This is a genomic window from Mesorhizobium erdmanii (genome assembly GCF_013170725.1).
Classification (GTDB): Bacteria; Pseudomonadota; Alphaproteobacteria; order Rhizobiales; family Rhizobiaceae; genus Mesorhizobium; species Mesorhizobium erdmanii.
The window spans coordinates 6,176,903-6,203,046 of record NZ_CP033361.1 but is presented as its reverse complement, the minus strand read 5'-3'; the positions used below and the strand labels follow the sequence as shown (position 1 = coordinate 6,203,046).

The window sequence follows — 26,144 nt, the reverse complement described above, 5'->3', positions numbered from 1 at the left end:
GCAAGAAAGTTTGTCCGCGCACGCCATCTTTTTTCCAAGCTAGTTCGACCAGCCCGAGTGCGTGACGCGCGAGACGTCGTCGCGCCGTCGCATTAGGTACTTGAGGGAAAGAAAACGCCGATTTCCTGCATGCAGAGAAGGTAGATGTGGGCAGAGCGGCTCAATAGTGGAGTTACGATCAGCAAAACGAACAACGGAGGAGAGCCAATGTCGCAGGAACTTGCCTATCTCGGCCGCCGCGTCGCTGCGGGCCAGTTGAGCCGACGTGATTTTCTCGGCCACGCGACGGCTCTCGGCGTCAGCGCCGCCCTTGCTAATTCGCTTCTTGCCGGTACCGCTAAGGCACAGGTGCCCCAAAAGGGCGGTATCCTGAAAGCTGGCCTTCAAGGCGGCGGGTCCGCCGACAGTCTCGACCCTGCGCTTCCGGCAGGGGCCCCACCAATCACTTTTGGCCGATGTTGGGGCGAGATCCTGCTGGAAGTTACCCCCGAGAACGGCCTTGAGTACCGTATCGCCGAGGAAATTGGCTCGTCCAAGGATGTTAAGACGTGGACTCTGAAAATTCGAAAAGGCATCCAGTTCCACAACGGCAAAGAAGTGACGCCCCAAGACGTTGTCGCCACGCTAGAGCGTCATTCCAATAAGGAGTCGAAATCCGGCGCCTTGGGCATCCTGAAAGGTATCGAAGCTATCAAGGCCGATGGTCGTGACGTCGTGATCACGCTCAAAGAACCCAACGTTGATCTGCCGTACCTGATGACTGATTATCACCTGATCATCCAGCCAAATGGCGGCAAGGACGATCCTGCTGCGGGCATTGGGGCCGGCCCATATAAGGTCGTAGTGAACGAGCCTGGTGTGCGGCACGTTGGCGAAAAGTTCAAGGATTACTGGCAGGGCGATAAGCTCGGACACGCCGATCAGGTCGAAATCACCGTAATCAACGATGCCACTGCACGTATCGCGGCCCTGCAAGGCAATCAGGTCCACATGATCAACCGCGTCGAGCCGAAGGTCGTCGATCTCGTGATACGTGGCAAGGGTATCACGATTCAGAATGTGACCGGCCGCGGTTGCTATCTCTTCAATATGTTCTGCGATACCGCGCCGTTCGACAATAGCGATATCAGGATGGCATTAAAACTTGCCTTGGACCGCGAACAAATGTTGGACAAGATCCTTCGCGGCTACGGCGCAATAGGTAACGACTTTCCGATCAATTCGTCCTATCCGCTGTTCGCCGAGATCGAGCAGCGCAAATACGACCCCGACAAGGCCAAGTTCCTCTATAAGAAATCGGGCCATAGCGGGCCGATCCTGCTGCGTACTTCGGACGTAGCCTTTCCTGGCGCAGTCGATGCCGCGCAGCTTTATCAGCAGAGCTGCGCCAAGGCCGGCATCACCCTCGAGGTCAAGCGTGAGCCTGGAGACGGCTATTGGTCGGAGGTCTGGCAAAAGCAGCCCTTTTATGCCTCCTACTGGAGCGGGCGCGCAACGCAGGACCAGATGTATTCAAGTGCCTATCTGTCAACGGCACAGTGGAACGACACGCACTTCTTCAACGAGAAGTTCGACAAGCTTCTCACCGAGGCACGCGGCGAACTCGACCAGGACAAGCGCAAGAACCTCTATCGCGAAATGGCCATCATCGTTCGCGACGAGGGTGGCGTGACCGTGCCGTTTTTCAACCAGTTCATCGACGCAACTGGCCCGCACGTGAAGGGCTTCGTGAAGCATCCAGCCCGGGATATGTGCAACGGCTACGCGCTCGCGCAATGTTGGCTCGAACCCTGAGACGCATGCTTATGGGCTCGCCTGTTCTGAAGCTGGTTGCCCAGCGCATTGCGCTGGGCATTCTCCTCTTGTTGGCCGTTTCGGTCCTGATCTTCGCCGGCACCCAGGTCCTGCCAGGCGACGTCGCGCAAGCCATTCTCGGGCAATCGGCGACACCGGAGTCGCTCGCCAATCTGCGCGAGCAGCTCGGCCTCAACGACCCTGCCTATCTTAGATATTTCCGCTGGCTCGGCGGCGTGGTGACCGGCGACCTCGGCACCGCCATGTCGAGCGGCCAGGATATCGCCACGTCGATCAAAGGGCGGCTGTGGAACACGCTGTTCCTTGCCTTCTGGGCGGCGGTCGTCGCAGTGCCGCTGGCGATCATCCTCGGCCTGATCGCGGTGCGCTACCGCAATGGCTGGGTCGACAAGCTGATCTCAGGGCTTGCGCTCGCTTCGACCTCCTTCCCCGAATTCTTCATCGGCTATGTGCTCGTCTATTTCTTCGCCGTGAAATGGCAGATATTTCCCGGCATTTCGACCGTCTATGACGGCATGCCGTTCGGCGAACGCATGCAGGCGATCGCGCTGCCGGCGACGGCACTGACGCTGGTGGTGCTGGCGCATATGATGCGCATGACGCGCGCGGCCATCCTCAACGTCATGCAGTCGGCCTATGTCGAGACGGCGGAACTGAAAGGCCTGTCGGCCTTCAACGTCATCCGCAAGCATGCTTTCCCCAATGCCATCGCGCCGGTCATCAACGTCGTCATGCTCAACCTCGCCTACCTCATCGTCGGCGTCGTCGTGGTCGAGGTGATCTTCGTCTATCCCGGCATGGGGCAATATCTGGTCGACCACGTCACCAAGCGCGACGTGCCGGTGGTGCAGGCGGTCGGCCTGGTCTTCGCCGCCGTCTATATCAGCCTGAACATCATTGCGGACATCGGGGCGATCGTCGCCAATCCGCGCCTCAGACATCCGAAATAGGGGGGCGGGCATGCTCGATATCAAACGCATCCCCATCCCCGCGCTGATCGGCATCGTGCTGACGGCGATGTTTGTGCTGGCAGCGGTCTTCGCGCCTTTGATCGCACCGTACGGCAATGCCGAGATCGTCGGCGACGTCTGGGAACCGATGACGGCGGCACATTTGCTGGGCACCGACAATCTCGGCCGCGATCTGCTGTCGCGCATGATCTATGGCGCCCGCATTACACTGTTCATCGCGGTGCTGGCCACCGCGCTATCGTTCTCGCTCGGCGCCATACTCGGCTTTTCGGCGGCGGTGTTCGGCGGCTGGTTCGACACGCTTTTGTCGCGCCTCGTCGATCTCCTGATGTCGATCCCGACGCTGATCATGGCCCTTGTCGTGCTCTCCGTGCTGCCGACCAATCTGGTGACGCTGATCCTGGTGATGGGCGTTCTGGACTCGACCCGCGTCTATCGCCTGTCACGGGCTGTGGCCGTCGACATCAACGTCATGGACTATGTCGAGGCGGCCAAGCTGCGCGGCGAAGGCGAGGTCTGGATCATTTTCCGCGAGATCCTTCCCAATGCGCTTTCGCCGCTGGTTTCGGAACTCGGCCTGCGTTTCATCTATGCCGTGCTGTTCCTGTCGACACTGTCGTTCCTCGGCCTTGGCGTCCAGCCGCCGGATGCGGACTGGGGTGGTATGGTGAAGGAAAACAAGGACGGCATCGTCTTTGGCATTGCGGCGGCGCTTATTCCCGCCGCGGCAATCGCAGCACTGGCAATCTCGGTCAACCTTGTCGCCGACTGGATCCTCAACCGGACGACAAGCCTGAAGGGAGGGCGCGGGTGATGGCCGACAGCAAAGCGAACTCTGGCCTTCTGCTCGACATCCGCAATCTGCGCATCGAGGCCACTGTCTTCCCGCCAGGCGAGCCGCCGAAGAACATCGTGCTGGTGCACGATGTCTCGCTGACTTTGCAGAAGGGCAAGGTGCTTGGCCTGATCGGCGAATCCGGCGCCGGCAAGTCGACCATCGGCCTCTCGTCCATGGGCTATGGCCGCGGTGGTGTGCGCATCACCGGCGGCGAGGTGATCCTCAACGGCCGCGATATCCTCAAGGGCGGCAAGGACGGCTTCCGCAAGCTGCGCGGCCGTGAGGTCTGCTACGTCGCGCAATCGGCGGCCGCCGCCTTCAACCCGGCGCACAAGCTAATGGACCAGGTGGTGGAAGCCACCCTCCTGCACGGCACGGCGACCCGCGCCGAGGCGGAGAAGCGCGCCGTTGCGCTGTTCAAGAAGCTCAGCCTGCCCAACCCCGAAACCATCGGCGAGCGCTTTCCGCACCAGGTCTCGGGCGGCCAGCTGCAACGCGTGATGACGGCGATGGCGCTGTGCTCCGAGCCGGACCTGATCGTCTTCGACGAGCCGACCACGGCACTCGACGTGACGACGCAGATCGACGTGCTGGCTGCGATCAAGGATGCCATCCGCGACACCCATGTGGCGGCGCTCTACATCACCCACGACCTTGCCGTCGTCGCCCAGGTCTCGGACGAAATCATGGTGCTGCGGGACGGTAAGATGGTGGAGCACGGCGAAACGCGGCAGATCCTCGAGGCGCCGCGCATGGACTACACGAAGGCGCTGGTGTCGGTGCGTTCGATCGAGCATGAGCAGAAGGAACTGACGCCGAAGCCTCTATTGTCGGTGAGGAATGTCACAGCCGCTTATGGTGGCGGGGCCGTGAAGGTTTTGCAGGACGTCTCGGTTGACGTCCATCCCGGCCAGACACTCGCTGTCGTCGGCGAGTCGGGCTCCGGAAAATCCACCCTGGCCCGCGTCATCACGGGGCTGCTGCCGCCCATCGCCGGCAGCATCACCTTCGCTGGCCGCACGCTGGCACCCAGGCTAGCCGAGCGATCCAAGGATGATCTTCGCGAATTGCAGATGATCTATCAGATGGCCGATGTGGCGATGAATCCGCGCCAGACGGTCGGCACCATCATCGGCCGACCGCTCGAATTCTATTTTGGCATGCGAGGAAAAGGGCGCGACGCCCGCGTCGGCGAACTGCTGGACGAAATCGAGATGGGCAAGGGCTTCATCGACCGCTACCCGGCCGAGCTTTCCGGTGGCCAGAAGCAGCGCGTGTGCATCGCCCGTGCGCTTGCCGCCAAGCCGAAACTCATCATCTGCGACGAGGTGACCAGCGCTCTCGACCCCTTGGTGGCCGATGGAATCCTCAAGCTATTGCTCCGCCTGCAGACGATCGAGGATGTGGCGTATCTATTCATCACCCATGATCTTGCGACTGTGAAGGCCATTGCCGATTCCATCGCTGTCATGTACCGCGGCGAGGTCGTCCGCTACGGCTCAAAGACGCAAGTGCTCAGGCCTCCCTTCGACGTCTACACCGACCTTCTACTGTCATCGGTCCCGGAAATGGAGGTTGGTTGGTTGGAAAGGGCCATGAAGGGACGCCGTATCGAGAGCGCGGGACACTGAGCTTCACGGGAATGCCGGCATAATTCCTCAGCATAAATTATGCGTTGGTGCGGCCGGCATAGCCTGTAACTGCATGGTGCTAACATGCAGTCCATTCGGAGAGGCCGGGCTTGATTTGCTTCCGAGTCTGAGGAAGGTATGCAGGTCTAAAGAGTAGAAATCGATATGCTGGGCGAGTGCACCCTGCCCAAGACGCACCTATCGGCATCCACACGTTTCGGGCAATGGAAAATTTCTGCGTCTCCGGAATCCTTATTCAGGGATTCGTCCAATAACTCGCGATGCTCAAGAAGGCGGCCGGGCTGGCAAACAGAGGGTTGAGCGACTTGATCCGGAAATCGCCGATGCCATTGAGCGTGTGGGGACTCTCGCGGGAAGTTGACGGCAGCAGCGCCCGAAGCCGCATCCCATGACGTATCGTCGCCAACACTTCTTCGCAATCCGCCACTCGCGGGGGCGCGGAGATGAGCAGTCATCCCGAGGTCGATCTTGCTGATCAAGCCGGATTATCTGAGATATTCCTCGATGAAGCCCTGCCGCGAACCGAGTACCACGCTCGAAAGAGTGGCAGCGGATTGTCTCGAAAAACGGCGGTCCTGCACCGGTCCCCTTGTTGTGCTCGTCGAAACTCATCCCTCCTCCCTGTCCACTTGGTTGACGGTTCTATCGGCGTGTCCGTGCTAGTTGGCCAAAGGAATTGGCATTTTTTGTAATACACGCAGTGTGTACGCCGTTGCAGTAAAAGAGCGTATTCAGCAAAAGATTACAGCTTTCCTGCACCGATCGTTTCCCATTTGGGGATCTCCGCCGCAAAATTGCGCTAGTTTGAAGCCGAGTGAGCCTCTGCAATCTGCAAATATGAGGTCACGAAACACCAGCTCACGCTTACAAACTGGAAAGCGAGCTATCTTCTCAAAAGAACAGTCCTGGCGGTCGCAATTATTGCGACCGCGGTGACGCTCCTGTTCCTGATGATCAGAGCAGTGCCCGGCGATCCTGCCGCGGTTCTGCTCGGACCACGGGCGACAACGGAAATGATGGCGCTGCTGCATCAGCAAATGGGGTTGGATAAGCCGCTCGTCGTGCAGATTGCTATCTTCTTCGGCGGGCTGCTCCATGGCGATCTCGGCTTCGACGTGTTCAGTCAGAGGTCGGTTGCCGACATTGTCTTTCAGCAATTGCCTTATACGATCGAACTGATTCTGGTCTCGATCTTCTGGGCGGTCGTGATAGCCGTGCCGCTCGGCTGCTACTCAGCGATGCGGCGCAACTCCTTGGCAGATCAGATGGCCGGCGTAGTGACGGTCGCCACTATCGCAATTCCTTCGTTCGTCGTGGCGGTCTACGCGCTGATGATTTTTGCGGTGACTCTGCGCTGGTTGCCAGCGGTCGGAGCCGGCAACGGCTTTTGGGACGGACTTATCCATCTCATCCTCCCAGCCTTTGCCATAGGGATTGGCTGGGTCGGCTACATTTCCCGACTGGTACGTGCATCCATGCTTGAGATCCTAAGTGAAAACCACGTGCGCATGGCTCGCTCGTTCGGAATCTCGGAAGGGCGAATTGTTGCGCGCTACGCGCTGCCGCTCGCGATCCTGCCGACCGTGACCATCCTCGGCGTAGGCATTGGTTGGCTACTTTCGTCCGCGGTTTTTGTCGAAGTGGTTTTTGCGAGACCTGGCATTGGCGCGTTGATCGTGAATGCGGTCAATACGCGGAACTATCCGATTGTAATGGGCGTCGTGCTCGTCACCACGTTTCTTATTGTTACCGCAACGACGCTCTCCGATCTTGTCAACGCATTCCTCGATCCGCGAACCCGGGAGAAGCTCTGACATGGTGAGTATGGAAGCAATCCGTCCCGGACCCAGCGATGCGATGGCTACTGGCGCCTTTCGCACCTTTTTAGGGCAATTTCGCAATAGCCGCCTAGGCATGCTCGGAGCAGTGCTTGTCGTACTCATAGCAGTACTTGCAATCTTCGCTCCGCTGATTATCACGCACGATCCGATCCGGATCATGGTGGGGCCGCGTCTGGCCCGACCTTCGATGGACTTTCTGCTGGGGACGGACCAACTGGGCCGCGACACGTTTTCTCGCACCCTCATGGGTAGCCGCATCCCGCTGCTCGTTGCTTTCGCGTCTCTTGGAAGTTCACTGGCAGTCGGCCTTATGCTTGGTTTGATTGCAGGGTTCGGTCCTCGCTGGCTCGACAATGTGCTCCTGCTTTTCTTCGATACGATCCGCTCGTTTCCCGGCATCATTCTCGCGCTTGCCATGATCGCGCTTCTAGGACCTAGCTTGGCGAGTGTCATTTTAGTAATTGCACTAACGTCTATGCCCGTTTACGCGCGTGTCGTGCGCACCCAGACAGAAGCGCTGCGGAGCAGTGAGTACATCGCCGCGGAGCGCAGCATGGGTGCCGGCACGACACGCATTCTCGCCGTGCACATACTGCCCAATGTGCTCGGCCCGCTTCTCATTCTGGTGAGCATGGACGTTCCGGCCGTCATCGCCGTGGAGGCGGGTCTCAGCTTTCTGGGAATGGGCGTACGGCCTCCGACGCCCGATTGGGGAGCTATCCTCAACGATGGCTATAGCTACATCGATCAGACGCCCTGGCTTGTCATAGCCGGGGGTGTTCCCATCGTTCTCGCAACGCTTGGCTTCACGTTCCTAGGCGAGGCGCTGCGCGACATATTCGATCCCAAGCTGCGGAAAGACCTATGAAACACGACGATCCGAGACCGCCGCTCTCATCCAGGGGCCCGCTTCTTGAGATCCGTGACCTAAATCTGGATTTCGGCACACCGCGTGGGCGCATTCATGCCCTGCGTAACGTTTCGCTCAATGTTCCGGCCGCCCAGGTGGTTGGTATTGTCGGCGAAAGCGGATCTGGAAAATCGACGCTCGCATACACAGTAATGGGCCTGCTTCCCGAAAATGCAGATGTCGCCGCCGGCAGCATCCTGTTCGAAGGTAAAGACCTGCTCAAAATGCCCACTCAAGCGCGTCGAAACCTGCTCGGCGATCGTCTCTCCATGATCTTTCAGGATCCTATGACCGCGCTCAATCCGGTGCGGACCATCGAGAGCCAGATGATCGATATCCAGCACCACGATCTAGGTAGCCGGAGTGAAAAGCGCGCTCGTGCCCTCGACATGCTTCGCCGGGTCGGAATTCCAGATCCCGAAAGCCGCATCAGCGCCTATCCGCATCACTTCTCAGGTGGCATGCGTCAACGCGTTTGCATTGCCATGGCGCTTCTGGTGAAACCGGCGCTCCTCGTCGCCGACGAGCCAACCACTGCGCTGGATGCAACGCTGGAAGTGCAAATCATTCATTTGCTGAAGGATCTGCAAAAAGAAATTGGTTGCTCGATTCTCTTCGTCTCCCACCATCTCGGAGCGGTGGCTGAGTTGTGTGACCGGGTCGCTGTCATGTATGCGGGCGAAGTGGTGGAGCAGGGGGCGGTCCGGGACATCTTCCACAATCCTGCTCACCCCTACACCCGCGCGCTGCTTGAGTGCGATCCCGGGCGTATCAAAAAAAGCACACGCACTTTGCCGACCATACCCGGCGAGGTGCCCAGTCTGCTCGGCAGCAAGAAAGGATGTATTTTCCCAACCCGGTGTCCCCAGGCATTTGATCGCTGCTTGCAAGAGAACCCGGTCGAGTACCGCATCGGCCTGGACCAAGTCGCGCGATGCCATCTGCTCGATGAAGAGCGGTTGGTTTCGGCATGAGCGCGCTGCTTCGGGTTGAGGACCTACGGGTCCGCTTCCGTACCATGGGTCCGATGAAAGCGCTCGCAACCGGGACGAAAGCCCCTTTCATCGACGCGGTATGTGGTGTGTCCTTTGAAATCCGCAAGGGCGAGACGCTCGCTCTTGTCGGTGAAAGCGGCTCAGGAAAATCCACCATTGCGCGCACGATCATCGGCTTGCAGCGGGCTGTGAGCGGCAGCATCAGCTTCGATGGACAGGAAATTGAGGGACTCGGTGGGGCTGAACGCAAGCCTTACTTGCGGCGCATGGCGATGATGTTCCAGGATCCGGTCGGCTCACTCTCGCCGAGGCTGACCGTTCGGTCGCTCCTGACAGAGCCTTTTCGCATCCACGGATTAAGGCGTCGCGATGCCGGAGGCGAAGCGGAGCGCCTGCTTCGAATGGTCGGCTTGCCGGCAGATTTTGCCCGCCGCTATCCCCATCAGCTTTCCGGAGGTCAGGCCAGGCGCGTGGGTATCGCGCGTGCTCTTGCGCTCAATCCGGACCTGATTATCGCCGATGAGCCGACCGCAGGCCTCGACGTCTCGGTGCAGGGCGAGGTGCTCAATCTTCTCGCGCGGCTTCAGGACGAACTCGGCATGGCGATCCTTATCATCACGCACAATCTTAACGTTGTGCGCCACATGACCGATCGCATGGCAATCATGTATCTCGGCCGCTTTATTGAGGTCGGCCCGACCGATGGCATCTTTGAACACCCGCGGCATCCCTACACTGAGGCGCTGCTTGCGGCCAATCCCGAGCCCGACCCGGATGCGGTGCTGAACCGGATAGAACTCAAGGGTGAGGTGCCGAGCCTGTTTCGGCGGCCCTCCGGCTGCGAGTTCCACACCCGTTGTCGTTACGCCCGGGATATCTGCAGCCGCGTCTTCCCCGAACCTTCAACAAACCGGGAAGACCCGCATCACAGCTTCAAATGCCATTTTCCGCTGGAGCGCGAAACCGCGATGCCGTTGGAGCAGAAACCGCTGTCTTTGGCTGGACCAACCCTGAAAAACTAGTCATCCATCGCTCCTCCCACACCATGCCAAGAAAATAGAAGAAAACAAAGTCGCTAAACCATGAACTCTTCTAGAGTCCCAGGAAGATCCCACCACATGACGCTGCCCTCGATGGCCAATCCCGACCTGGCAACCGTGTTCGACAACAAGGCGCGCTGGAACCTGCCTGATTACCGCCGCAGTTGCTTCCATAACCTCCACACGACGACGCGTTATGCCATGTCCCTTCGCGCGCCCGGCGTGCTGCCGCTCAGGAAAGAGATCGACTGGAAAATCGGCGGGCGTCCCGAGGTCGCACGCTATCTTGCCATGCCACATTTCTCGGCTTTCGTCGTGGTGCGCGACGATCGCATTCTTTACGAAGCCTATGCGCCGGATTTCGGCTCCCACAGGCCGCATCCCATTATGTCTATCACAAAGACGACGCTCAACTTGATGCTCGGCCGTGCGGTGGCCGACGGTCTCGTCAATCTCGACGAGCAAGTAGGCACATATCTGCCGGAGATAGGTACGGGCTACGCTGAGGCAACCATCAATGCGATTGCAGACATGAACGTCGCCAACGACTTCAGCGAGGATACTAGCGACCCCTACGCGGCGATCTACAACTGGGAATCCGCCAACGGCTGGCGCTTGCCCCCGGAGGGTCAGATGGAAGGGACGACACGATCCTTCATCTGCGGCATCACCGGCGGTGACCTGGCAAATCGCACCGGAGAGATGCTGTATAAGTCACCTAACAGCGATGTACTCGGCTGGATCGTCGAACGCGTCAGCGGTCGGCCGCTGCGCGACTGGCTAATCGAGATTGTCGAAGCGGCAGGGCCTCGAGGGATGCTTTCACATGACCTGCGACCGTGCGGGTGTGCCGCTGGTCGACGGCGGCGTCTGCCTCACCGCCCGTGATCTCGCGCGCTACGGCCTGCTCTTCGCGCGCAAGGGCGAGGGGGTCGACGGTCGCCGCGTCGGCGATCCCGATTTCATCGATCAGACACGCCGTCATCCAGGTCCTGTCTACTCAAAGACGCGCGACTGGATACGTTATAGCCGGCAGATGAATACCGACGGAACGTGGCTTGGCCACGGCGGCTACGGCGGTCAGTACATGCTCGCGAATCCGGACACCGGCATCGTTGTCGTCTATTTCAGCGTGCTTGAGAATAGAAGCGCCTCCGATCCCGACTTCAGCGGCCCTCTGATGAAGATGATGGCCGAGATCGCTGCAGACTGATGAGTTTGTCGCCGGCCGCTTGGGAATTAAACGCTAAGCGACGCGAGTCGACCGTGAATCGACCTGAATCAGTGGTTCGGCAATTAGAACGGCTTCTCAAGTTGCGAAACCGGCGCTACTCACGGGCAACGATGCTGGGGCATCGTGAGCACCACGACGGGCGACGCCCAAACACCTGTGCCTAAGTTCAGGGGTGCACTCCATTAGTGTCCGCCACTTTCTGAAATCAGCAGTTCGACGGTTCAACCTAGGGGATGCCGATTCCGAAGTACCGCGTATGGGCGACATCAAGGATGCGATTGACCAAGCTTGAGAAGCTGTGTCCGGCGGTCATCGCGGCCAAGACATAAGAGGAGCGCATACCGATGCTCGGCATCGAGTTGATCTCCAGGACAAAGGGCTGGCCGGAGCGGTCGATCCGAAGGTCGACTCGGGCATAGTCCCGGCACTGGCAGGCACAGAAGGTCGCAACCGAAATATCCCGCAACACACTCGCAAGGCTGCTCCCGATTTGCGCCGGGCAAATCCGCGGCAGCTTCGCGGCCGCCACGTACTTCGCCTCCCAAGTTACAAGACGCGTTTCGCGGTCGCCGAAGTCGAACTCCACCGGAGGTAATACCTCTGGCTCTCCGTTTCCCAGCAACGCGACGGCGATTTCTCGCCCGTCTATGTATTCTTCCACGAGTGCATCCTGCGCATACTGGGTGACGATCACCTCCACGGCATGCCTCAACTGAGCAGGTTCATGTACGAGCTGCAATCCGAGGCTGCTCTCTTCCACACGCGGCTTCACTACCACTGGGAATCGCAGGTCGCCGGTACTCTCGGTGCCGCGACGCATCACGCGAAAGTTGGGCGTCGGCACGCCGCATTCGCGGATGAGCCTCTTGGTGATGACCTTATCGTGCGTCAGTCCAAACCCGAGCGGGCTACATCCAGTGTATGGCACGCCGGCCATCTCAAGCATGGCCGGGACGTGGGTATAACGGTACCCGCCCTGAATTCCCTCCGCCTTGTTGAAGACGATTCCCGAGGGACGGCCTTGCGGATCGGGTGGCATGAACCGCTTGTCTTATGACTTTCCGTCGTTTCGAGGCCAAAGTGGGTTGCCGCCTGCGGGCCTTCACCACCCGCAGGCGGCGGGAGGGGTGGGATCGATGAACCGCCGGTCGTGATGGACCGAGCTAGAGTATGATCGCCCCTCTCTTTTCCATGAGGCCTGAACGGATAGCCGGGTTTCTAGACCCGGATGACAAGCACGGGACACGGAAAAGATGACCGCAACCATAGCACTAACGCTCGGAATCGACATCTCGAAAGATCGCCTCGACGTTCATCTGCTGCCGGAAGGTACGGAGGGGCAATACGCCAACGACGCCAACGGTCTACGCGAACTGATCCGCTGGCTGGCGCCTCTTGCGCCTGCCCGCATCGTCTACGAGGCGACGGGCGCCTACCATCGGTTGCTCGAACGCACGTTGGGTGCCAAGGGCCTGCCGCTGGTCAAGATGAACCCACAGCGCACGCGTGCCTTCGCAAAGGCCGCCGGCCGCTTGTCCAAGACCGATCGGATCGATGCCGCCATGCTCGCCCACTTCGGCGCGCTGATGGCGCCGCAGATCCGGCCGATCCGCAGCGATGCCCTTGATGCGCTTTGCGAACTGGTCGCCGCCCGACGAGCGCTGATCAAGGACCGCACCGCCACATTGAACCGGCAGAAGTCTTTGACCATCCCGCTGTTGAAGCGCCAGGCCGAGCAACGGTTGAAACAAATCGCTGCCCAGATCACAGCGATCGACACCGAATGCCGAACCCATATCACCAGCGAACCCGGTCTCAGACGCCGCTTCGATATTCTCACCAGCATTCCGGGGCTTGGAGAGGCGAGCGCCTTCGCCATCGTCGCTGACATGCCCGAACTGGGTGCACTCGAAAACAAGCAAGCTGCAAGCTTGGCCGGCCTTGCCCCCGTCGACCGTCAATCCGGCCAGTGGAAGGGCAAGAGCTTCATCCAGGGCGGCCGGCAAATGCTCAGGCAGGCACTCTACATGCCCGCCCTCGTCGCCATCCGATTCAATCAGCCTCTTAAGGCAAAATACGAAAGCCTCCGAGCAGGTGGAAAACCTGCAAAAGTCGCCATAACCGCAATCATGCGAAAGCTTGTCGTCCTCGCAAACGTGCTCATCAGGGACGACCGAAAATGGGCTCCAGACATTCCTTGACCAAGACGGATACTCTAGCGTAGCGAGCAGTCCTTTGTCGCCTTCGCACAGCAGCGTCTCGTGACCGCGCTCCTGCAGGGCCGCTGCCATGCTTTCATAAGTCGAGCTGGGACGGTATTCCGCGTCGGGTGAAGGCTGACCGAACTGATTGATCACGCCCGTACGATCATAGTTATAAACGATGGCTACCCGCATGAGCTATTCCTTCGATTTTGCCCGCTGTCACGTTCATTGGCTCGGATTGGCTGACCCCGCAGCCGCCTTCAGACGCAAAAGGAACCAATGCCACTGCTGGGGAATGACAGCGGCACCCGCGACGGATGCGGCAAAGCTTCAATTGGCGAGACCGCACTCAACAGTGCAGCGTCATCGCATTGATTTGGGCGGTTCGGGCAAATTTCCTGTAGATCTCCTCGGCCGGGACTGCGAAGGCCGCTAGGTCGTAACGGATCCTTCACAGTGTCCCAAGCAATCGGCGTGCCAACCAAGAGGCTGTGCGAGCAGGTGGCACAAAACCATGTGTTTCGCACCGCGATTGCGGTACTTGCGTCTCAGCGTGTCGGATTTCGGACATACAGGTCTTCAACCGGATAAGGCTGAACACGACCACATGGGCGACATGACGGCGGTCGCATCTCGTGCCAACTCGAACGACCGCGACCATGATATTCCCTATGACAACGACGCGCTCGGCATCGGAGCATGACCGCATCACCGCATCACCTGGCATCACGCGATTTGCACGCTTGGGTTGGCTAAGGACGCCGCCGCCATTATCGAGTTTGCCGGTTGGCCATCTACGGGTTTGGTGGCGGGGTCCTTCAAAAGGATCGTCCACCGCTGAGAGCGGCGAGGGGCATCTTCCGGCGTCGTTAGAACCAATTCTTCCGAAGGAGGCGCCCCATGTCGCAGTCTTCCGACGCCAATCGGACCTTTACGCTCTCGAACAGGATAGCAATCGTCGGCGTCATCGAAATGAGCAAAGCAAAGTGGCTTATCCGGATCGTGTCTCCTCAGGTGGTGTAACTCGGCGGTTACGAAGCCGATCGCGCGCGCGTCGTAAGTAGCGTTGCAACGAGTGAGCGGCGTGTCGGTGGTCATCGGCGCTTTCGGCAGGGGCTGGTTGTTGACGCTAACCCATTTCGGAAGGACCACCGATGACCGACGACATGATGAACCTGCGCACGCTCGTGGAGAAGACCCCGAATGCAGATCTGCTGCGAGCTGGAGGTGGCGCAGCCACCGGCGCCGGCTATGGCGAGAAGAACCCGCTGCGGCTCGCCCGCGCCGTTGACGAATACCACGACCAGAAAGAAAGCGCTTGTCGATCTCATCCGTCGTAATATGGGCCGACTTGGCGTCGATCGGACGCCCGAACCAAAACGGCATGTCCTCCTAAAGATGAATCATCACGACTTGCGGTGTATAGAAGGACCAGCTGTCGAAGCCCGTCAGCCAGCCCATGTTGGCGGGATCTTGGCAGATGAGCAGATCAAATCTGGCTTTCTCCATGCGTCTTTTCATGTCTTGAACGCGCCGGTCGAACTCATCGGCCAGAAAGGTTTCTGATAGTTCATGTGTACGATCCTTCTCGGAATTGAGCAGGGGCGTCCTCTAGTTCAGCGATATCCATCCCGGCATTCGGCCCCATAGTCGTCGATGCGAGATGACCATAACTGATGTGGTACTCCCCCGAAGCGGCAAGTGTCTTGCGCATTTAGACGGATTTGTCGGCAGCGGGGCGCTTCGCGGTCGACATTAGCCAGCGGTCTCAATCGCTAAACGGCGCCGGCAGACGAGGGCTGCGGTGACACGACCCACGCTCATCAATGACGTCGTGTTTTGGTGACCGGCTGGGAAGCGGCCTGCGAATCGACTTATTTTCCTGCCCAAGATGGCAGCCTTCGGGCGCCCTCGTCCTGACACTTCGAACCTGACAAGGTTACTTCAACAACCGGGGAGCAGGAAAGCGCGTTCGCTTGGCCGCTCGCCGTTGTAGCCTGCTGCTACCCCTGACGAAGTGGCGCTGGGGCGCCCGGAAGAGTCCTGCGCAGCCCCCAGAACATGCCGCTTCCGCTTTATATGCCAGTGCCCCGCGCCACCGCAGCGATCCCACCGCACCCAGCCGCCAACGCCTCGGCCGCCGCAAAGCGCCGCCGAGAGCGTTCGTGGAACACAGGACGAAGCGAACCATGGTGCGCCCGGTCCGCAAAGCCATCGCTTGCCCTCTCCGGGAACCAGATCACCGCTCATGATCCATGTCGTCGAGATCTCCTGCGATCCCGGAAAACAGGCGCGAGCGCGTCCTTCAACCATCCGGATCTCCACATTCGGAAATCGGCCCGCATATTCGATCAGGCTGGCCTTGAGGTTCCGGGCGGAGAATGAAGGTAGGGCCAGATCGTCGGCCGGACAACTCCGTCAAGCAAATTATTGCAATAAGATACTTCAAATAACTTTGCAGAACTTTCGCAATTGAGGCTCGCCGACAATGGTATCGTCCGGCAAGTCTGAGGTGGGACGAATATAAGCCAGCGCCTGTTTACGCTCTGGCCGCCGCACCGCACAAAGCGGAGATCGACGCCAATGGCAAGAAGAGCGCTCATCCTGGTTGAAGGCCACAGGAGTGTCGGTCTGCTGTACGTGAAAGCGGCCCAGCGTCTTGGCCTTCATCCAATTACCCTGTCCGCCGACTATCTCGCGGCGGAAAACATAGAGGCAATCCGTGTCGACACCGAGAATCTCGATGCACTGGTCCGCGAATGTTCCCGGCTGCGTGCGACGTATGACATTGCTGGTATCACTGGCTTCACGGACCTCGACGACTCAGCCTATGCGACAGTTGGCAAGCTCTGCCGATACTTCGATCTACCAGGACCGAACCCCGCATCGATTGAACGATGCTGCGATAAGTTCACTCAACGTCAACTCCTTGCGGCAGCCGGCGTTCCAATGCCCGCTTGTCGCTTGGCAGCGAATGCGACAGACGTAGAAAGCTGTAACGCGGAGATCGGCCTGCCTGTAGTTCTTAAACCACCCGTCGGCAGCGGCAGCAGCGATGTCCGATTGTGCCGCAATGTCGATGAGTTATCCGAACAGACAACCTATCTGTTGGACGGGAAGCACATTGCATGTTTAACCCAAGACACCGATCGTCAGGAAAGGCGATTGCCGAGACTGTCGCGGATATATCATCGCCTCCCATCCCGTGCTGGGGCCGAGCTGATACTTCAGCATGCCGTTGCCTTGATCGCTTGGTCGATCATACCATTTTCGGCTCTTGGCGAAACAGAACAATCTGCGGCCCCCGAGGGGGCTATGTTCTAAATATCAGCAGCCCGATATTTCATTTGGAGGTATGGCAATGGATGTGACGACGCAAATCATAAGGCACGTTCTCAGTTCCGGGTTGGAGACGATCCCTGAGAAAGCGATCGAACGTGCAAAGCTCTCCATCCTCGATACGATTGCTTGCGCAATCGGCGGATCGAACGATCCGATCGCGCACAGCGCGCGTCAATTGGGCGCTTTGCACGGTGGCAAACCAGAATGCACCGTTTGGGTTTCCGGAGAAAAGCTCCCATCGAGCTTGGCAGCCCTTGTTAATGCGACTACGGCCAGAGCCCTTGATTTTGATGAGACGTATGAGACTTATATCAACGGTTGTCACGCAAGCTCATATGATGTCCCCCCGGCCCTGGCACTGGCCGAACGGGATCCTTCTATCACCGGAAGAGAATTGCTGACCGCGGTCGCAACAGCTATCGATCTGCACGTGCGTCTTGCGCGTAGCGTTACCACTTATTCTTCAAATACGGGCCGCGACAATATGGTCTCGGTCTGGGGCGCCACAGCGGTCAGTACCAAATTGCTACGGCTCGACGAAGAGAAAACCCGTAATGCATTCGGAATCGCTTACGCCCACGCCGCCGGCGAATACCAGATGTATGAAGAAGGTGTCCACACTGTGGCGTTGCAGCAGGGATTGCGGGCCCGCTCGGGAATTGAGTCGGCTCTATCAGCTATGGTGGGCTTCAACGGCCCGCGGGAGCCGTTCTTCGGGAAGTATGGTTTCTACAAAGCTTTTGAACCTGAGTTCGACCTCGATATGCTTATGGACGAACTGGGCAACGATTATGTGAACGCTTACATGGGCTTCAAACCCTGGCCGTCCTGCAAGTGTAATCATTTTGGGATCGATGGGCTGCTGAAATTGCGCGAGAAGCACAACTTCGCGGGCGAGGATATTGTTTCAATTGAGCTCGGGTTGAATCATCGCGCTGAGAGTCTTGTGGTTCAGCCGCGCGACCAAAAATGGAACCCAAAGGACCCGGTTGGAGCGCGTTACAGCCTGCCTTACGCCATCTCTGTCGCAGCGCAGTATGGCAGAGTCGCAATTGGCGATTTCCGTCCCGAAGCGCTCCAGGATCCGGCCGTGCGTCGGATTATGGCCGTTACCAAGGCCGAAGTTGATCCAGAGATCGAACGCACTCACGGCCAGTATGGGAATTCGCCGACAACAGTTAAAGTAAGGCTAAAGAGCGGATCAGAACATTTTATTCGTGTGGACAAGCCGTTCGGACATCCGGAAAACCCGGCTTCGCTCATCGATGGCATGCAGAAACTTAAGGATTGCAGCGAAATTTCGATGTTGCCGTTCTCCGAGAAACAACTCGGGTTGATCGGTGACTTCATCCGGGATCTTGATAAGCAGCCCACGTTGGCACCGCTATTTGAGCTGCTAGTGGGCGGTAAGTAGTCTCGGGTGAATGGGGTCCCAGAGGCGAACTGATACAGAGTTAGGCGATTTTCATGAAACCAAATGTTAAAGGTGCTAACTCGCTGTCGAAAGCAGGTTCTCCACATCGTCTGCAAGGAGGAAACAGCCGTCGCCGGTCTGGGTGGTTGTCCTACCTACGCCGGAGAACAGCGTCATTGCATCGACCGGATCAACACCGGAGTGGCTGGTCAATACGAACGATAGCGGCGCTGACAGCAGTCCCACATCGCCGGTCGCAAACCGGAGCGGTGTCTCGTCCTCGAGAATGACCCAGCTGCTTCCTCTCACGAGGGCGAAGACTTAATCGTCTTCGGGACCGGGAAGCGGATCGCCTTAGGCCCGACCGCGGTGAAGCCGCCTGTCACCAGCATACCCGCCCGGGTCAGCTTAAGAATGTCTTAAACGGGTCGTTTGTCATTCTCGCACTCGCGCGAGCTTTTCGGATTTGCAAGTATTCACCGTACGGCCCGCAATTCATATCTTTGCCTCCACACGCCTTCAGAAAGTTGATCCCATGACATTGAGCAAGCGGCGACTGGGTATGCGAGGTCTGCGGGTTGGCGCGATCGGCCTCGGTTGCATGGGAATGAGCCAGTACTACGGGCCGGCGGATGAGGAGGAGTCGATCGCCGCGCTGCACCGGGCGATCGAGCTCGGCTGCGATTTCTTCGATACCGCGGAAGCCTATGGTCCGTACACAAATGAAGAACTGCTCGGCCGCGCTTTTCGCGATCGGCGGGACAAGGTGGTGATCGCCACTAAGTTCGGGTTTCGCTTCAAGAATGGCCGCCAGCTCGGCGCCGAAACCGATAGCCGACCCGGCTCGATTCGCAGCGCGGTCGAAGGATCCCTGCGGCGGCTGCAAAGCGACCATATTGATCTGCTGTATCAGCACCGCATCGATCGCGAGGTGCCGATTGAGGATGTCGCGGGTACGGTCGCGGAGCTGGTGGGCGAAGGCAAGGTGCGCTTCTTCGGCCTGTCGGAAGTGGGGGGCGCCACCCTGCGCCGGGCGCATGCGGTGCACCCGGTTTCGGCCCTGCAGAGCGAGTACTCGCTGTGGGAACGCAACCTTGAGCGGGATGTGATTCCTGTGCTTCGTGCGCTGGGCATCGGGTTGGTGCCTTTCTGCCCGTTGGGGCGCGGTTTCCTCGCTGGTGGCGTCAAACGGGCCGAGGAGTACCCGGAAGGCGATACCCGCCGGATCGACGAACGGTATCAGGCCTCGAACTACGACAGCAATGTAAAGGCAGCTCAGGCCGTGTTCGACCTCGCGGATGCCAAGGGCGCAAGGCCCGCGCAGATTGCGCTCGCCTGGTTGCTGCACAAGGGTGACGACATCGTCCCGATCCCAGGTACTAAGCGACGCGCCTATCTGGAGGAGAATGTCGGCACCGACAGTATCCAACTTACCGACACCGACATGCGGACGCTTGACGAGGCGCTCGCGACAGGAACGGTTTCCGGCAATCGCTACCCCGACTGGGTGATGGCCGGGATCGATCGCTGAACATTCTGGCGCTGTTGCAGGCCGGCCATTGCCTGCGGGCAACCCTCCGGTCACTGTCGCGCCAAGCGAGGTCTGGCAATCTCAAGAAGGCAGCGTAGAGGAGGGCGGCCGGATGTCGTTCGCCTCCCAGGGCTCGCCGCCGGCGACCCCTGGGGAGGCTGCCGCGGGCGGTACCTTATCCATCACCCTTCGCCGACGTCTCCGGCGATCAAGTACGCGGGGAAGGCTGAGTTCGGGCCGCCTGCGGTCAAACGGAAAATTGCGCATCCCGCGCGTCCCGCGGGATGCGAGGTGTCAAGCGCGTTGTGTTCACATCTACCTTCGGCTATTAGCGCTCGGATACAAGCCACGAATTCGAACTTAAGTCGACCTTTCGGCGAGAACCGACTGAAGCGACTTGAACGGCAATGTCGCGCCTTACCAGACGTCGAAGACACAGGCCGGACGCCCGTAACGGGGCTTCAATGCTGCGGCGAAGGCGGTAGGCTGGCAATCACAACGGCGAACCCTTACAACCCGCCTGCGCTCGGGCTGGATTATTCGCACTCGATCCCGCTCATCAAGAACCAGCTGAACGGCCAGCCGGCCAGCTGGGCTGCCCCAAGATCAACACCGGCGGTATCCGACCGACGAAGACCGCAGAACATGCGTATCCGGCAGCCATGAGCACCTAAGCACCGCGGTGCTGGGGCTAAGCTTCGCATGGGATACGCGATGGGTAGTCATGAAAAGAAATTCGACTCCTCGATGCCTTCATAGGTGAGCTAAGATCCTCTCATCATCGCTGGCCCGATAGACCCAGATGACGCCGTCCTCGGGCTCGAGACCGAGGGTCAGTTCCTGGACGAGCACTTCGCTCACGAAGAGGTGCCTGGCGCCACGCTCGATCTTGTAGACGTGATGCACCTCAATTTCCATGTCTGCGCCTATGCCTGATGACAGAAGCTCCCATGCCTTGAGGCGGTTCCAAACCGGCTGGAGGGAAGCCCGCAGCGAGCCGCGGCGGTCTGGTCGGCGCAATCGAAGGCGCGGCTGACTAAGGAGTCCCCCTAGTCTAAGTCTAGATTGGCCTTGTGAGGCTTGTGGAAGATGTAGAAGTCCCCATCCTTGCCCCAATGGATCTGGTGGCTGGAGGTAAGTAATTTGTACCGCGCTTTCGGGGCGAGGCGAAAATAAGAATTCGTATGCTGTATGAACTTGAGTTAATCGTTTAAGATTTCTGTCATAAAAATTTTTTGTATTGAATAATTGGCCGGTATTGACTCGCGTTCCCGTAAATGTTCGACGAAAAGCCTGGTCGACCATATATCCCAACAGTTGGTCGGAACTTGTCAGAACTTCGCGCCGACCAAACTGAACATCATGTGGCGCGCCAATTCCGGTAAGAAGCGCGCGGCTTCATTTACATGCGTGGCCTGCTGCCGGTTTCGTGGACACCGAGATGGGCCAGTGTCTTCGGCGATGCCAAGATGACGACCGCGCTTCTCGACCGACTGACCCACCATTGCCACATCCTGGAAACCGGGAACGACAGCTTCCGGTTCAAAAACAGCTCCGCACACGAGCCTAAAAAAGCGAAGGAGAAAGCCAGAACCTTGACCGTCAACACCGAACCGAAACATACATGAGAGGCGGGTCACTTCTCGGTGGAAATGCCGGGTCAGTTCTCGGTGGAAATCAACAGTGTTCTACTATTCCCGCGATCGCCGAGGCGAACATCCCGCGGCGCATCTCGCCGGCTGGAGCGGCATTCTGCAGGCCGATGCCTACGGCGGCTATGGCGATCTCTATGCGACGGGCCGTCAGCCGGCGCTTGTTCTGGAAGCCAGCTGCTGGGCCCACAGCTGGCGCAAAGTGTTCGAGCTGGCCGATATCGAAGCGGCGGCGCGCAAGAAGGCGCACGGCGAGAAGCCCAACCTGATCTATCCGCTGGCGGTTGAAGCCGTGAAGCGCATCGATGCCCTGTTCGATATCGAGCGCGCGATCAACGGCCTGTCGCCAGGCCAACGCCACGCCGCGCGCAAAGAGCGGAGCGCGCCGCTGGTCACCGAGCTTGAGCGCTGGATGATCGAGACGCGCGACAAGCTCTCGCGCGGACACGATCTGACCAAGGCCTTCAACTACATGCTGCGCCGCTGGTCATCCTTCACCCGGTTCCTCGACGATGGGCGGATCTGCCTATCCAACAATGCAGCCGAGCGAGCCCTGCGCGGCATCGCTCTCGGCAGAAAGTCCTGGCTGTTCTGTGGTTCCGATCGCGGCGGACAGCGCGCGGCCGTTCTCTACAGCCTGATCGTCAGCGCCAAGATGAACGATATCGACCCTCAGGCCTGGCTGTCCGACGTCCTCGCCCGAATGGCCGCCTATCCGGCCCATCGGATCGATGATCTTCTGCCGTGGAATTGGAGGTCCGCAAAACTGCGGACCCAACCAGCTGCGGCCTGATCATGCAGCGCAATAAAGTGCATCACGTCTACACCGTCAACCGTGTCGCCAGCGAACTCGGCGTCACAGAAGCGCTCATCCAGGACCTAACCCTCGGTCTTGAGCCCGAAGACGACGTCATCTGGGTGCCAACGATGACGACGGGATCTTGGCCTTCACCGATGAAGGCTTCGAGGAGGTCAAACTCCTCCTGGAAGAATATCATCGCGTCTCCCCATCGAAAGCTTGACCCGGTACCCAGGTCCTCATGGCTACCGATACGCACATCCGCAGTCTTCACCGGATGGGTACACTCCAGGGCGACTAGTAACCGCTTCAATGTCTGAGCTTCTTTGGCGTTCTTTGCCGACGATCGGCATCAAGTTGTCGGGGTTCCCGGGCGGGCATTCTCCGACGGAGCCTGAGCCTGGGTGTCTACTCGCTATGAGTGCCGACAGACCGAACGTCGCATTGTTGATCTCGCCGCTGCCATCCTAAATTCCAGATGAATCTCAACAGCCTTTAGCCCATCTCGCTGCCAGATGACGGGGATACACAAACTGAATTTGACGCACAGTGCTAGCTCGCGGAATGTCAACGGCGTCGAGGCGCTGTGGTTGTAGAATTCGACGTTGGGAACGGGAACATGCCTAACATTGAGACCTTCCGCGATCTCCAGTGTGAGGCAACCGAATGGCGCCGCTACCTCCACCTACATCCTGAACTGGGCTACCAGCTATACAATACAGCCAGATTCGTTGCCGAGAAGCTTGGCTCCTTCGGTATCAACCACATCGAGACGGGGATAGCAGAAACCGGCATCGTCGCAATGATTCACGGTCAAGGTGGAACGGGTCCGACAATCGGGTTGAGAGCGGATATGGATGCCCTGCCGATCCTCGAAAAATCAAACAAGCCGTGGTCGTCGCAGATACCGGGCAGGATGCATGGCTGCGGCCATGACGGTCACACGGCCATGCTGCTGGGTGCCGCGAAATACCTTGCGAATACGCGAAATTTCAAGGGCTCCGTCGCCTTGATCTTTCAGCCTGCGGAAGAAGACGGCCGGGGCGGCCAAAGGATGGTCCAGGAAGGGATCATGGACCGTTTCGGCATCTCCCAGGTTTTTGGCATGCACAACGACCCAGGCCTTGAGGTTGGAAGATTCGCGATTTGCGATGGCCCGCTGATGGCTGCACTTGACGAGTTCGACATTCTCGTGAAGGGCAGAGGTGGCCATGCGGCCGAGCCGCATAAATGCGTCGATCCGATTGTCATTGCAGCACAGATCATCGTCGGACTGCAAACCTTGGTCGCCCGCAACACGAACCCGATGGACTCGCTCGTCATGTCCATCACCAAACTTGACGCTGGCGAAGCATATAACATTATTCCAGAATCCGCCAAAATAGCTGGCACCGTCAGGACCCTCTCAGCCGGCCTGCGGGACTTTGCCGAGCAACAGATATATACAACCGCCCAATGCGTTGCGCGCGGATTTAGCGGGGATATCGAATTCAAGTACAGCCGCCTTGAGCCTGTCACTATCAACTCTAACTACGAGACCAATCTGGCGATCAAGGTAGCAAGCAGTCTCGTGGGGGCTGCCGCCGTAGACGATAAGATCAAACCTTCGATGGGGTCGGAGGATTTCTCCTATATGCTCGAAGCGCGGCCGGGCTCCTATATCCTCGTTGGTAATGGACATACTGCGGCTGTGCACAACCCGGCCTATGATTTCAACGACGAAGTCCTGCCTTATGGCATCGGCTATTGGGTGAACTTAGTCGAGACGGCGTTGCCCGCATCAAGTGTGTGAAATTGGGGTGCAAAAAGCCATCCGTCCAGGGGAAAATAAGTAGAAGAACCAAAATATGAGCCTTCCCATGGACCACCGACGCTGGGCGCGCGGTGGCGCATCTGGCGCTTGATGGCCGAGGTGACGCGGCGTTTCTGGCCGCTGGTGAAGACCCCGACTTATGGCTCTGCGGTGCGTTGTGGCCGCGAAAGCCGGCGTCGCGGCGACTGGATAATCGAAAACGCCCTGCACTAGACCTGGCCTTCTCGACGACCTCTTGTGCCTCCGTGGTGCGCGCCGTCGGCGGCAGGGCCGGATAGGACACCAATGCCCTGCCCCAATCCTCGGCCAACTCCGCCGTTAACTCGGATCGCCGTGCCGCCGATCAGTCATGCCTTACGCTGCCATGCGACGGCGGACATAGCTGCTCGAGCTTGGACGCCCCAAGTCCGACCGCGCCGCCTAAACAAAGGCCTGGGACGACGGGCTCAGTGCATTCACCAAGCGATCCGTGCAACAAAGGTCTCTTGGTATTACTGCCGTTATAAACGACGCCCCATGCTCATTCGCAACCTCCTCTGGTGTCACACTACCGAAGGCGAATCCAACTCGCGCTGAAAGCGAGGCACATGGCGCTCATTATCGATCACAGGGGATTGGCAAATCTAAGACTATTCGCCCCTGCCCAAATTTTCGGGTGCCGGCCTCTCCAAGGTCTAGCCTCCTCCAGATCACGTGCAACACGAACCAGCGTTGCCTCGTCGCCAAAGCGGCCAACTATTTGCAGCCCGATAGGCATCCCGCTGGAGCTTTGTGCCAATGGCAAGGATACTGCCGGCTGTCCTGTAGCATTGAACACTCCAAGATATTGAAAAAGCGCGGCGTCTGCTTCCTTGAATTCTTCCGCAGAGAGCGTAGGGTTAGTCGTACAATAGATGCTGCCATGTGTTAGGGCCACAAATGGCATGGTGGGAGTTAGCAAGATGTCGTACGGTTCGATCGCCTCACCCACGCGGACCCGCAGTCTTCGCATGAGCTCATGTATGTCTCCCGCATGAAATGGTGATGCCCTTCGGCCATATTCATAAAGCTTTAAATTGGCGGGCTCCAAGGTATCTGCATTGATGGTGCGTCCCATTGCCTGGGCCGCTTCATCGAGTAGATGCGCGCTGCGAGCAGAATTGGCGAGCAATATTCTGAAGTATTCTGCGGACTCGTATGGCGGCTCGATTTCAGCGACCCTGTGCCCCAACTCCTCAAGCAGAGTGGCAGTCGAGTCGACAGCCTCAAGCACTTCCGGCTCCACATCAACAGCACCCCATTTTGTCATGGCAACCCCAACCTTTAGGGCCCCTGTCGGCTGTGAAAGTTCTTCTTGATAGGAACGTTTCGGCTGGACGACGATAAAAGGATCGCCAGGATGAGAGCCAGAGAAAACATCCAGTGCGGCAGCCATATCGCGCACGGTCCTGCAGATAACAAACTCTCGAGCACGACCTAACAACGCGTCTTGATTGTTTGGACCACCGGACACGCGGCCTCGAGAGGGGTTCAGCCCAATCAGCCCGCACCAGGCGGCTGGCACGCGAATTGACCCGCCGCCGTCGTTACCATGTGCGATTGGAGTAATACCGGCAGCGACCGCAGCTGCCGATCCCGAGGATGAGCCACCTGCCGACCGATTCAAATCCCACGGATTGCCAGTAATTCCATTTAGAATCGATTGGCTCATGCCCGATGTCCCAAATTCAGGCATCGTTGTTCTCCCGAGCGTCCTGAGCCCCGCCTCCCGGGCGCGGCGAAAGAAATGACTTTCGGTGTTGGGTCGATAGCCCTTAAACAGACGGCTTGCATTTTCTTGTAGGCGGCCGGCCTCGCTCGCTCCGGTGTCTTTCCGAAGAAACGGAACGGCAGCAAAAATCCCTTCGTTCGAGCCGACGACAGTCTCGGCATCTTCGTAGAACTCGATGACAGCATTTATCCGCGGATTGATCTCAACGTGCGCGTCGCGCGCTAAGCGCGTTAGTTCCAAGGGAGTAATTACAGCCGCTTTCACGAGAGACGCCAAACCGGTAGCATCATACCGGACATATTCATCGAGCCTCATCGCTACTGTCCTCTCTTCGCGTGGTGCT

Annotated in this window: 18 protein-coding genes and 5 pseudogenes; 18 read left to right on the top strand and 5 right to left on the bottom strand. The window is 58.7% G+C overall.

The annotated features are described in order from the left end of the window. Positions 1–207 precede the first annotated feature (207 nt). The 10 genes from EB233_RS29800 (at position 208) to EB233_RS32230 (ending at position 11,275) form a co-directional block, all read left to right on the top strand. Positions 208–1,794: an ABC transporter substrate-binding protein gene (locus tag EB233_RS29800; protein ID WP_064987170.1), complete on the top strand. Its 1,587-nt coding sequence runs from the start codon at positions 208–210 to the stop codon at positions 1,792–1,794. Positions 1,795–1,805: 11 nt separating this feature from the next. Beyond that, positions 1,806–2,765: an ABC transporter permease gene (locus EB233_RS29795; protein WP_064987169.1), complete on the top strand. Its 960-nt coding sequence runs from the start codon at positions 1,806–1,808 to the stop codon at positions 2,763–2,765. Positions 2,766–2,775: 10 nt separating this feature from the next. Further along, positions 2,776–3,600, top strand: coding sequence for an ABC transporter permease (locus EB233_RS29790; RefSeq protein ID WP_064987168.1), 825 nt, complete (start codon positions 2,776–2,778; stop codon positions 3,598–3,600). Beyond that, positions 3,600–5,255: an ABC transporter ATP-binding protein gene (locus EB233_RS29785; RefSeq protein ID WP_064987177.1), complete on the top strand. Its 1,656-nt coding sequence runs from the start codon at positions 3,600–3,602 to the stop codon at positions 5,253–5,255. The genes EB233_RS29790 and EB233_RS29785 overlap by 1 nt, the downstream gene beginning before the upstream one ends. A 953-nt stretch (positions 5,256–6,208) precedes the next feature. Continuing rightward, on the top strand, positions 6,209–7,090 hold the full coding sequence (locus EB233_RS29780) for an ABC transporter permease (protein WP_064987167.1): 882 nt from the start codon (positions 6,209–6,211) through the stop codon (positions 7,088–7,090). A gap of 1 nt (position 7,091) precedes the next feature. Further along, the gene (locus EB233_RS29775; RefSeq protein WP_081288643.1) at positions 7,092–7,985 is read left to right on the top strand and encodes an ABC transporter permease; all 894 of its coding nucleotides are present in this window, start codon (positions 7,092–7,094) and stop codon (positions 7,983–7,985) included. Further along, entirely contained in the window at positions 7,982–9,001 is a 1,020-nt protein-coding gene (locus EB233_RS29770) for an ABC transporter ATP-binding protein (RefSeq protein WP_064987166.1), read from the top strand. The genes EB233_RS29775 and EB233_RS29770 overlap by 4 nt, the downstream gene beginning before the upstream one ends. Continuing rightward, the gene (locus EB233_RS29765) at positions 8,998–10,044 is read left to right on the top strand and encodes an ABC transporter ATP-binding protein (RefSeq protein WP_064987165.1); all 1,047 of its coding nucleotides are present in this window, start codon (positions 8,998–9,000) and stop codon (positions 10,042–10,044) included. The genes EB233_RS29770 and EB233_RS29765 overlap by 4 nt, the downstream gene beginning before the upstream one ends. A 96-nt stretch (positions 10,045–10,140) precedes the next feature. Further along, a complete protein-coding gene (locus EB233_RS32235) occupies positions 10,141–10,950 on the top strand; it encodes a serine hydrolase (protein ID WP_064987164.1) in 810 nt (269 codons plus the stop codon). Further along, positions 10,889–11,275: a serine hydrolase gene (locus EB233_RS32230; RefSeq protein WP_081288640.1), complete on the top strand. Its 387-nt coding sequence runs from the start codon at positions 10,889–10,891 to the stop codon at positions 11,273–11,275. Before EB233_RS32235 ends, EB233_RS32230 begins: the two co-directional genes overlap by 62 nt. Positions 11,276–11,522: 247 nt before the next feature. Here EB233_RS32230 and EB233_RS29750 read toward each other — a convergent pair. Next, positions 11,523–12,344, bottom strand: a pseudogene (locus EB233_RS29750) (D-alanine--D-alanine ligase family protein); the annotation flags it as partial. Positions 12,345–12,549: 205 nt separating this feature from the next. Here EB233_RS29750 and EB233_RS29745 point away from each other — a divergent pair. Both EB233_RS29745 and EB233_RS29740 read left to right on the top strand, forming a co-directional pair. Then, on the top strand, positions 12,550–13,497 hold the full coding sequence (locus EB233_RS29745) for an IS110 family RNA-guided transposase (protein WP_064987162.1): 948 nt from the start codon (positions 12,550–12,552) through the stop codon (positions 13,495–13,497). 1,157 nt (positions 13,498–14,654) lie between these two features. Next, a pseudogene (locus EB233_RS29740) lies at positions 14,655–14,783 on the top strand (IS256 family transposase); the annotation flags it as partial. 109 nt (positions 14,784–14,892) lie between these two features. On the opposite strand, the gene EB233_RS29735 reads toward EB233_RS29740, so the two are convergent. Then, positions 14,893–15,009, bottom strand: a complete 117-nt coding sequence (locus EB233_RS29735) for an aminopeptidase P family N-terminal domain-containing protein (RefSeq protein ID WP_155765413.1) — start codon at positions 15,007–15,009, stop codon at positions 14,893–14,895. Between the two features lie 1,074 nt (positions 15,010–16,083). On the opposite strand from EB233_RS29735, the pseudogene EB233_RS29730 reads away from it, so the two are divergent. Next, positions 16,084–16,626: pseudogene (locus EB233_RS29730) on the top strand (ATP-grasp domain-containing protein); the annotation flags it as partial. Positions 16,627–16,861: 235 nt separating this feature from the next. Beyond that, positions 16,862–18,256 carry an MmgE/PrpD family protein gene (locus EB233_RS29725; RefSeq protein ID WP_064987174.1) on the top strand — a complete coding sequence of 465 codons (1,395 nt, stop codon included), beginning with the start codon at positions 16,862–16,864 and terminating at the stop codon, positions 18,254–18,256. 75 nt (positions 18,257–18,331) lie between these two features. On the opposite strand, the gene EB233_RS29720 is transcribed toward EB233_RS29725, so the two are convergent. After that, positions 18,332–18,565 carry a cupin domain-containing protein gene (locus EB233_RS29720; protein ID WP_064987160.1) on the bottom strand — a complete coding sequence of 78 codons (234 nt, stop codon included), beginning with the start codon at positions 18,563–18,565 and terminating at the stop codon, positions 18,332–18,334. 226 nt (positions 18,566–18,791) lie between these two features. Between EB233_RS29720 and EB233_RS29715 the strand changes: the two genes are divergently transcribed. Then, a complete protein-coding gene (locus EB233_RS29715; protein WP_064987159.1) occupies positions 18,792–19,787 on the top strand; it encodes an aldo/keto reductase in 996 nt (331 codons plus the stop codon). A gap of 753 nt (positions 19,788–20,540) precedes the next feature. On the opposite strand, the gene EB233_RS29710 is transcribed toward EB233_RS29715, so the two are convergent. Then, positions 20,541–20,705 carry a hypothetical protein gene (locus EB233_RS29710; protein ID WP_155765410.1) on the bottom strand — a complete coding sequence of 55 codons (165 nt, stop codon included), beginning with the start codon at positions 20,703–20,705 and terminating at the stop codon, positions 20,541–20,543. Between the two features lie 524 nt (positions 20,706–21,229). Here EB233_RS29710 and EB233_RS29705 point away from each other — a divergent pair. The 3 genes and pseudogenes from EB233_RS29705 to EB233_RS29695 all read left to right on the top strand — a co-directional run. Beyond that, positions 21,230–21,415: pseudogene (locus EB233_RS29705) on the top strand (ATP-binding protein); the annotation flags it as partial. 49 nt (positions 21,416–21,464) lie between these two features. Next, positions 21,465–22,232, top strand: a pseudogene (tnpC, locus tag EB233_RS29700) (IS66 family transposase); the annotation flags it as partial. A gap of 625 nt (positions 22,233–22,857) precedes the next feature. Next, entirely contained in the window at positions 22,858–24,030 is a 1,173-nt protein-coding gene (locus EB233_RS29695; RefSeq protein WP_064987157.1) for a M20 aminoacylase family protein, read from the top strand. 625 nt (positions 24,031–24,655) lie between these two features. Here EB233_RS29695 and EB233_RS29690 read toward each other — a convergent pair. After that, complete coding sequence (locus EB233_RS29690) at positions 24,656–26,116, bottom strand: amidase (protein ID WP_064987156.1); 1,461 nt, start codon at positions 26,114–26,116, stop codon at positions 24,656–24,658. Between the last annotated feature and the right edge of the window lie 28 nt (positions 26,117–26,144).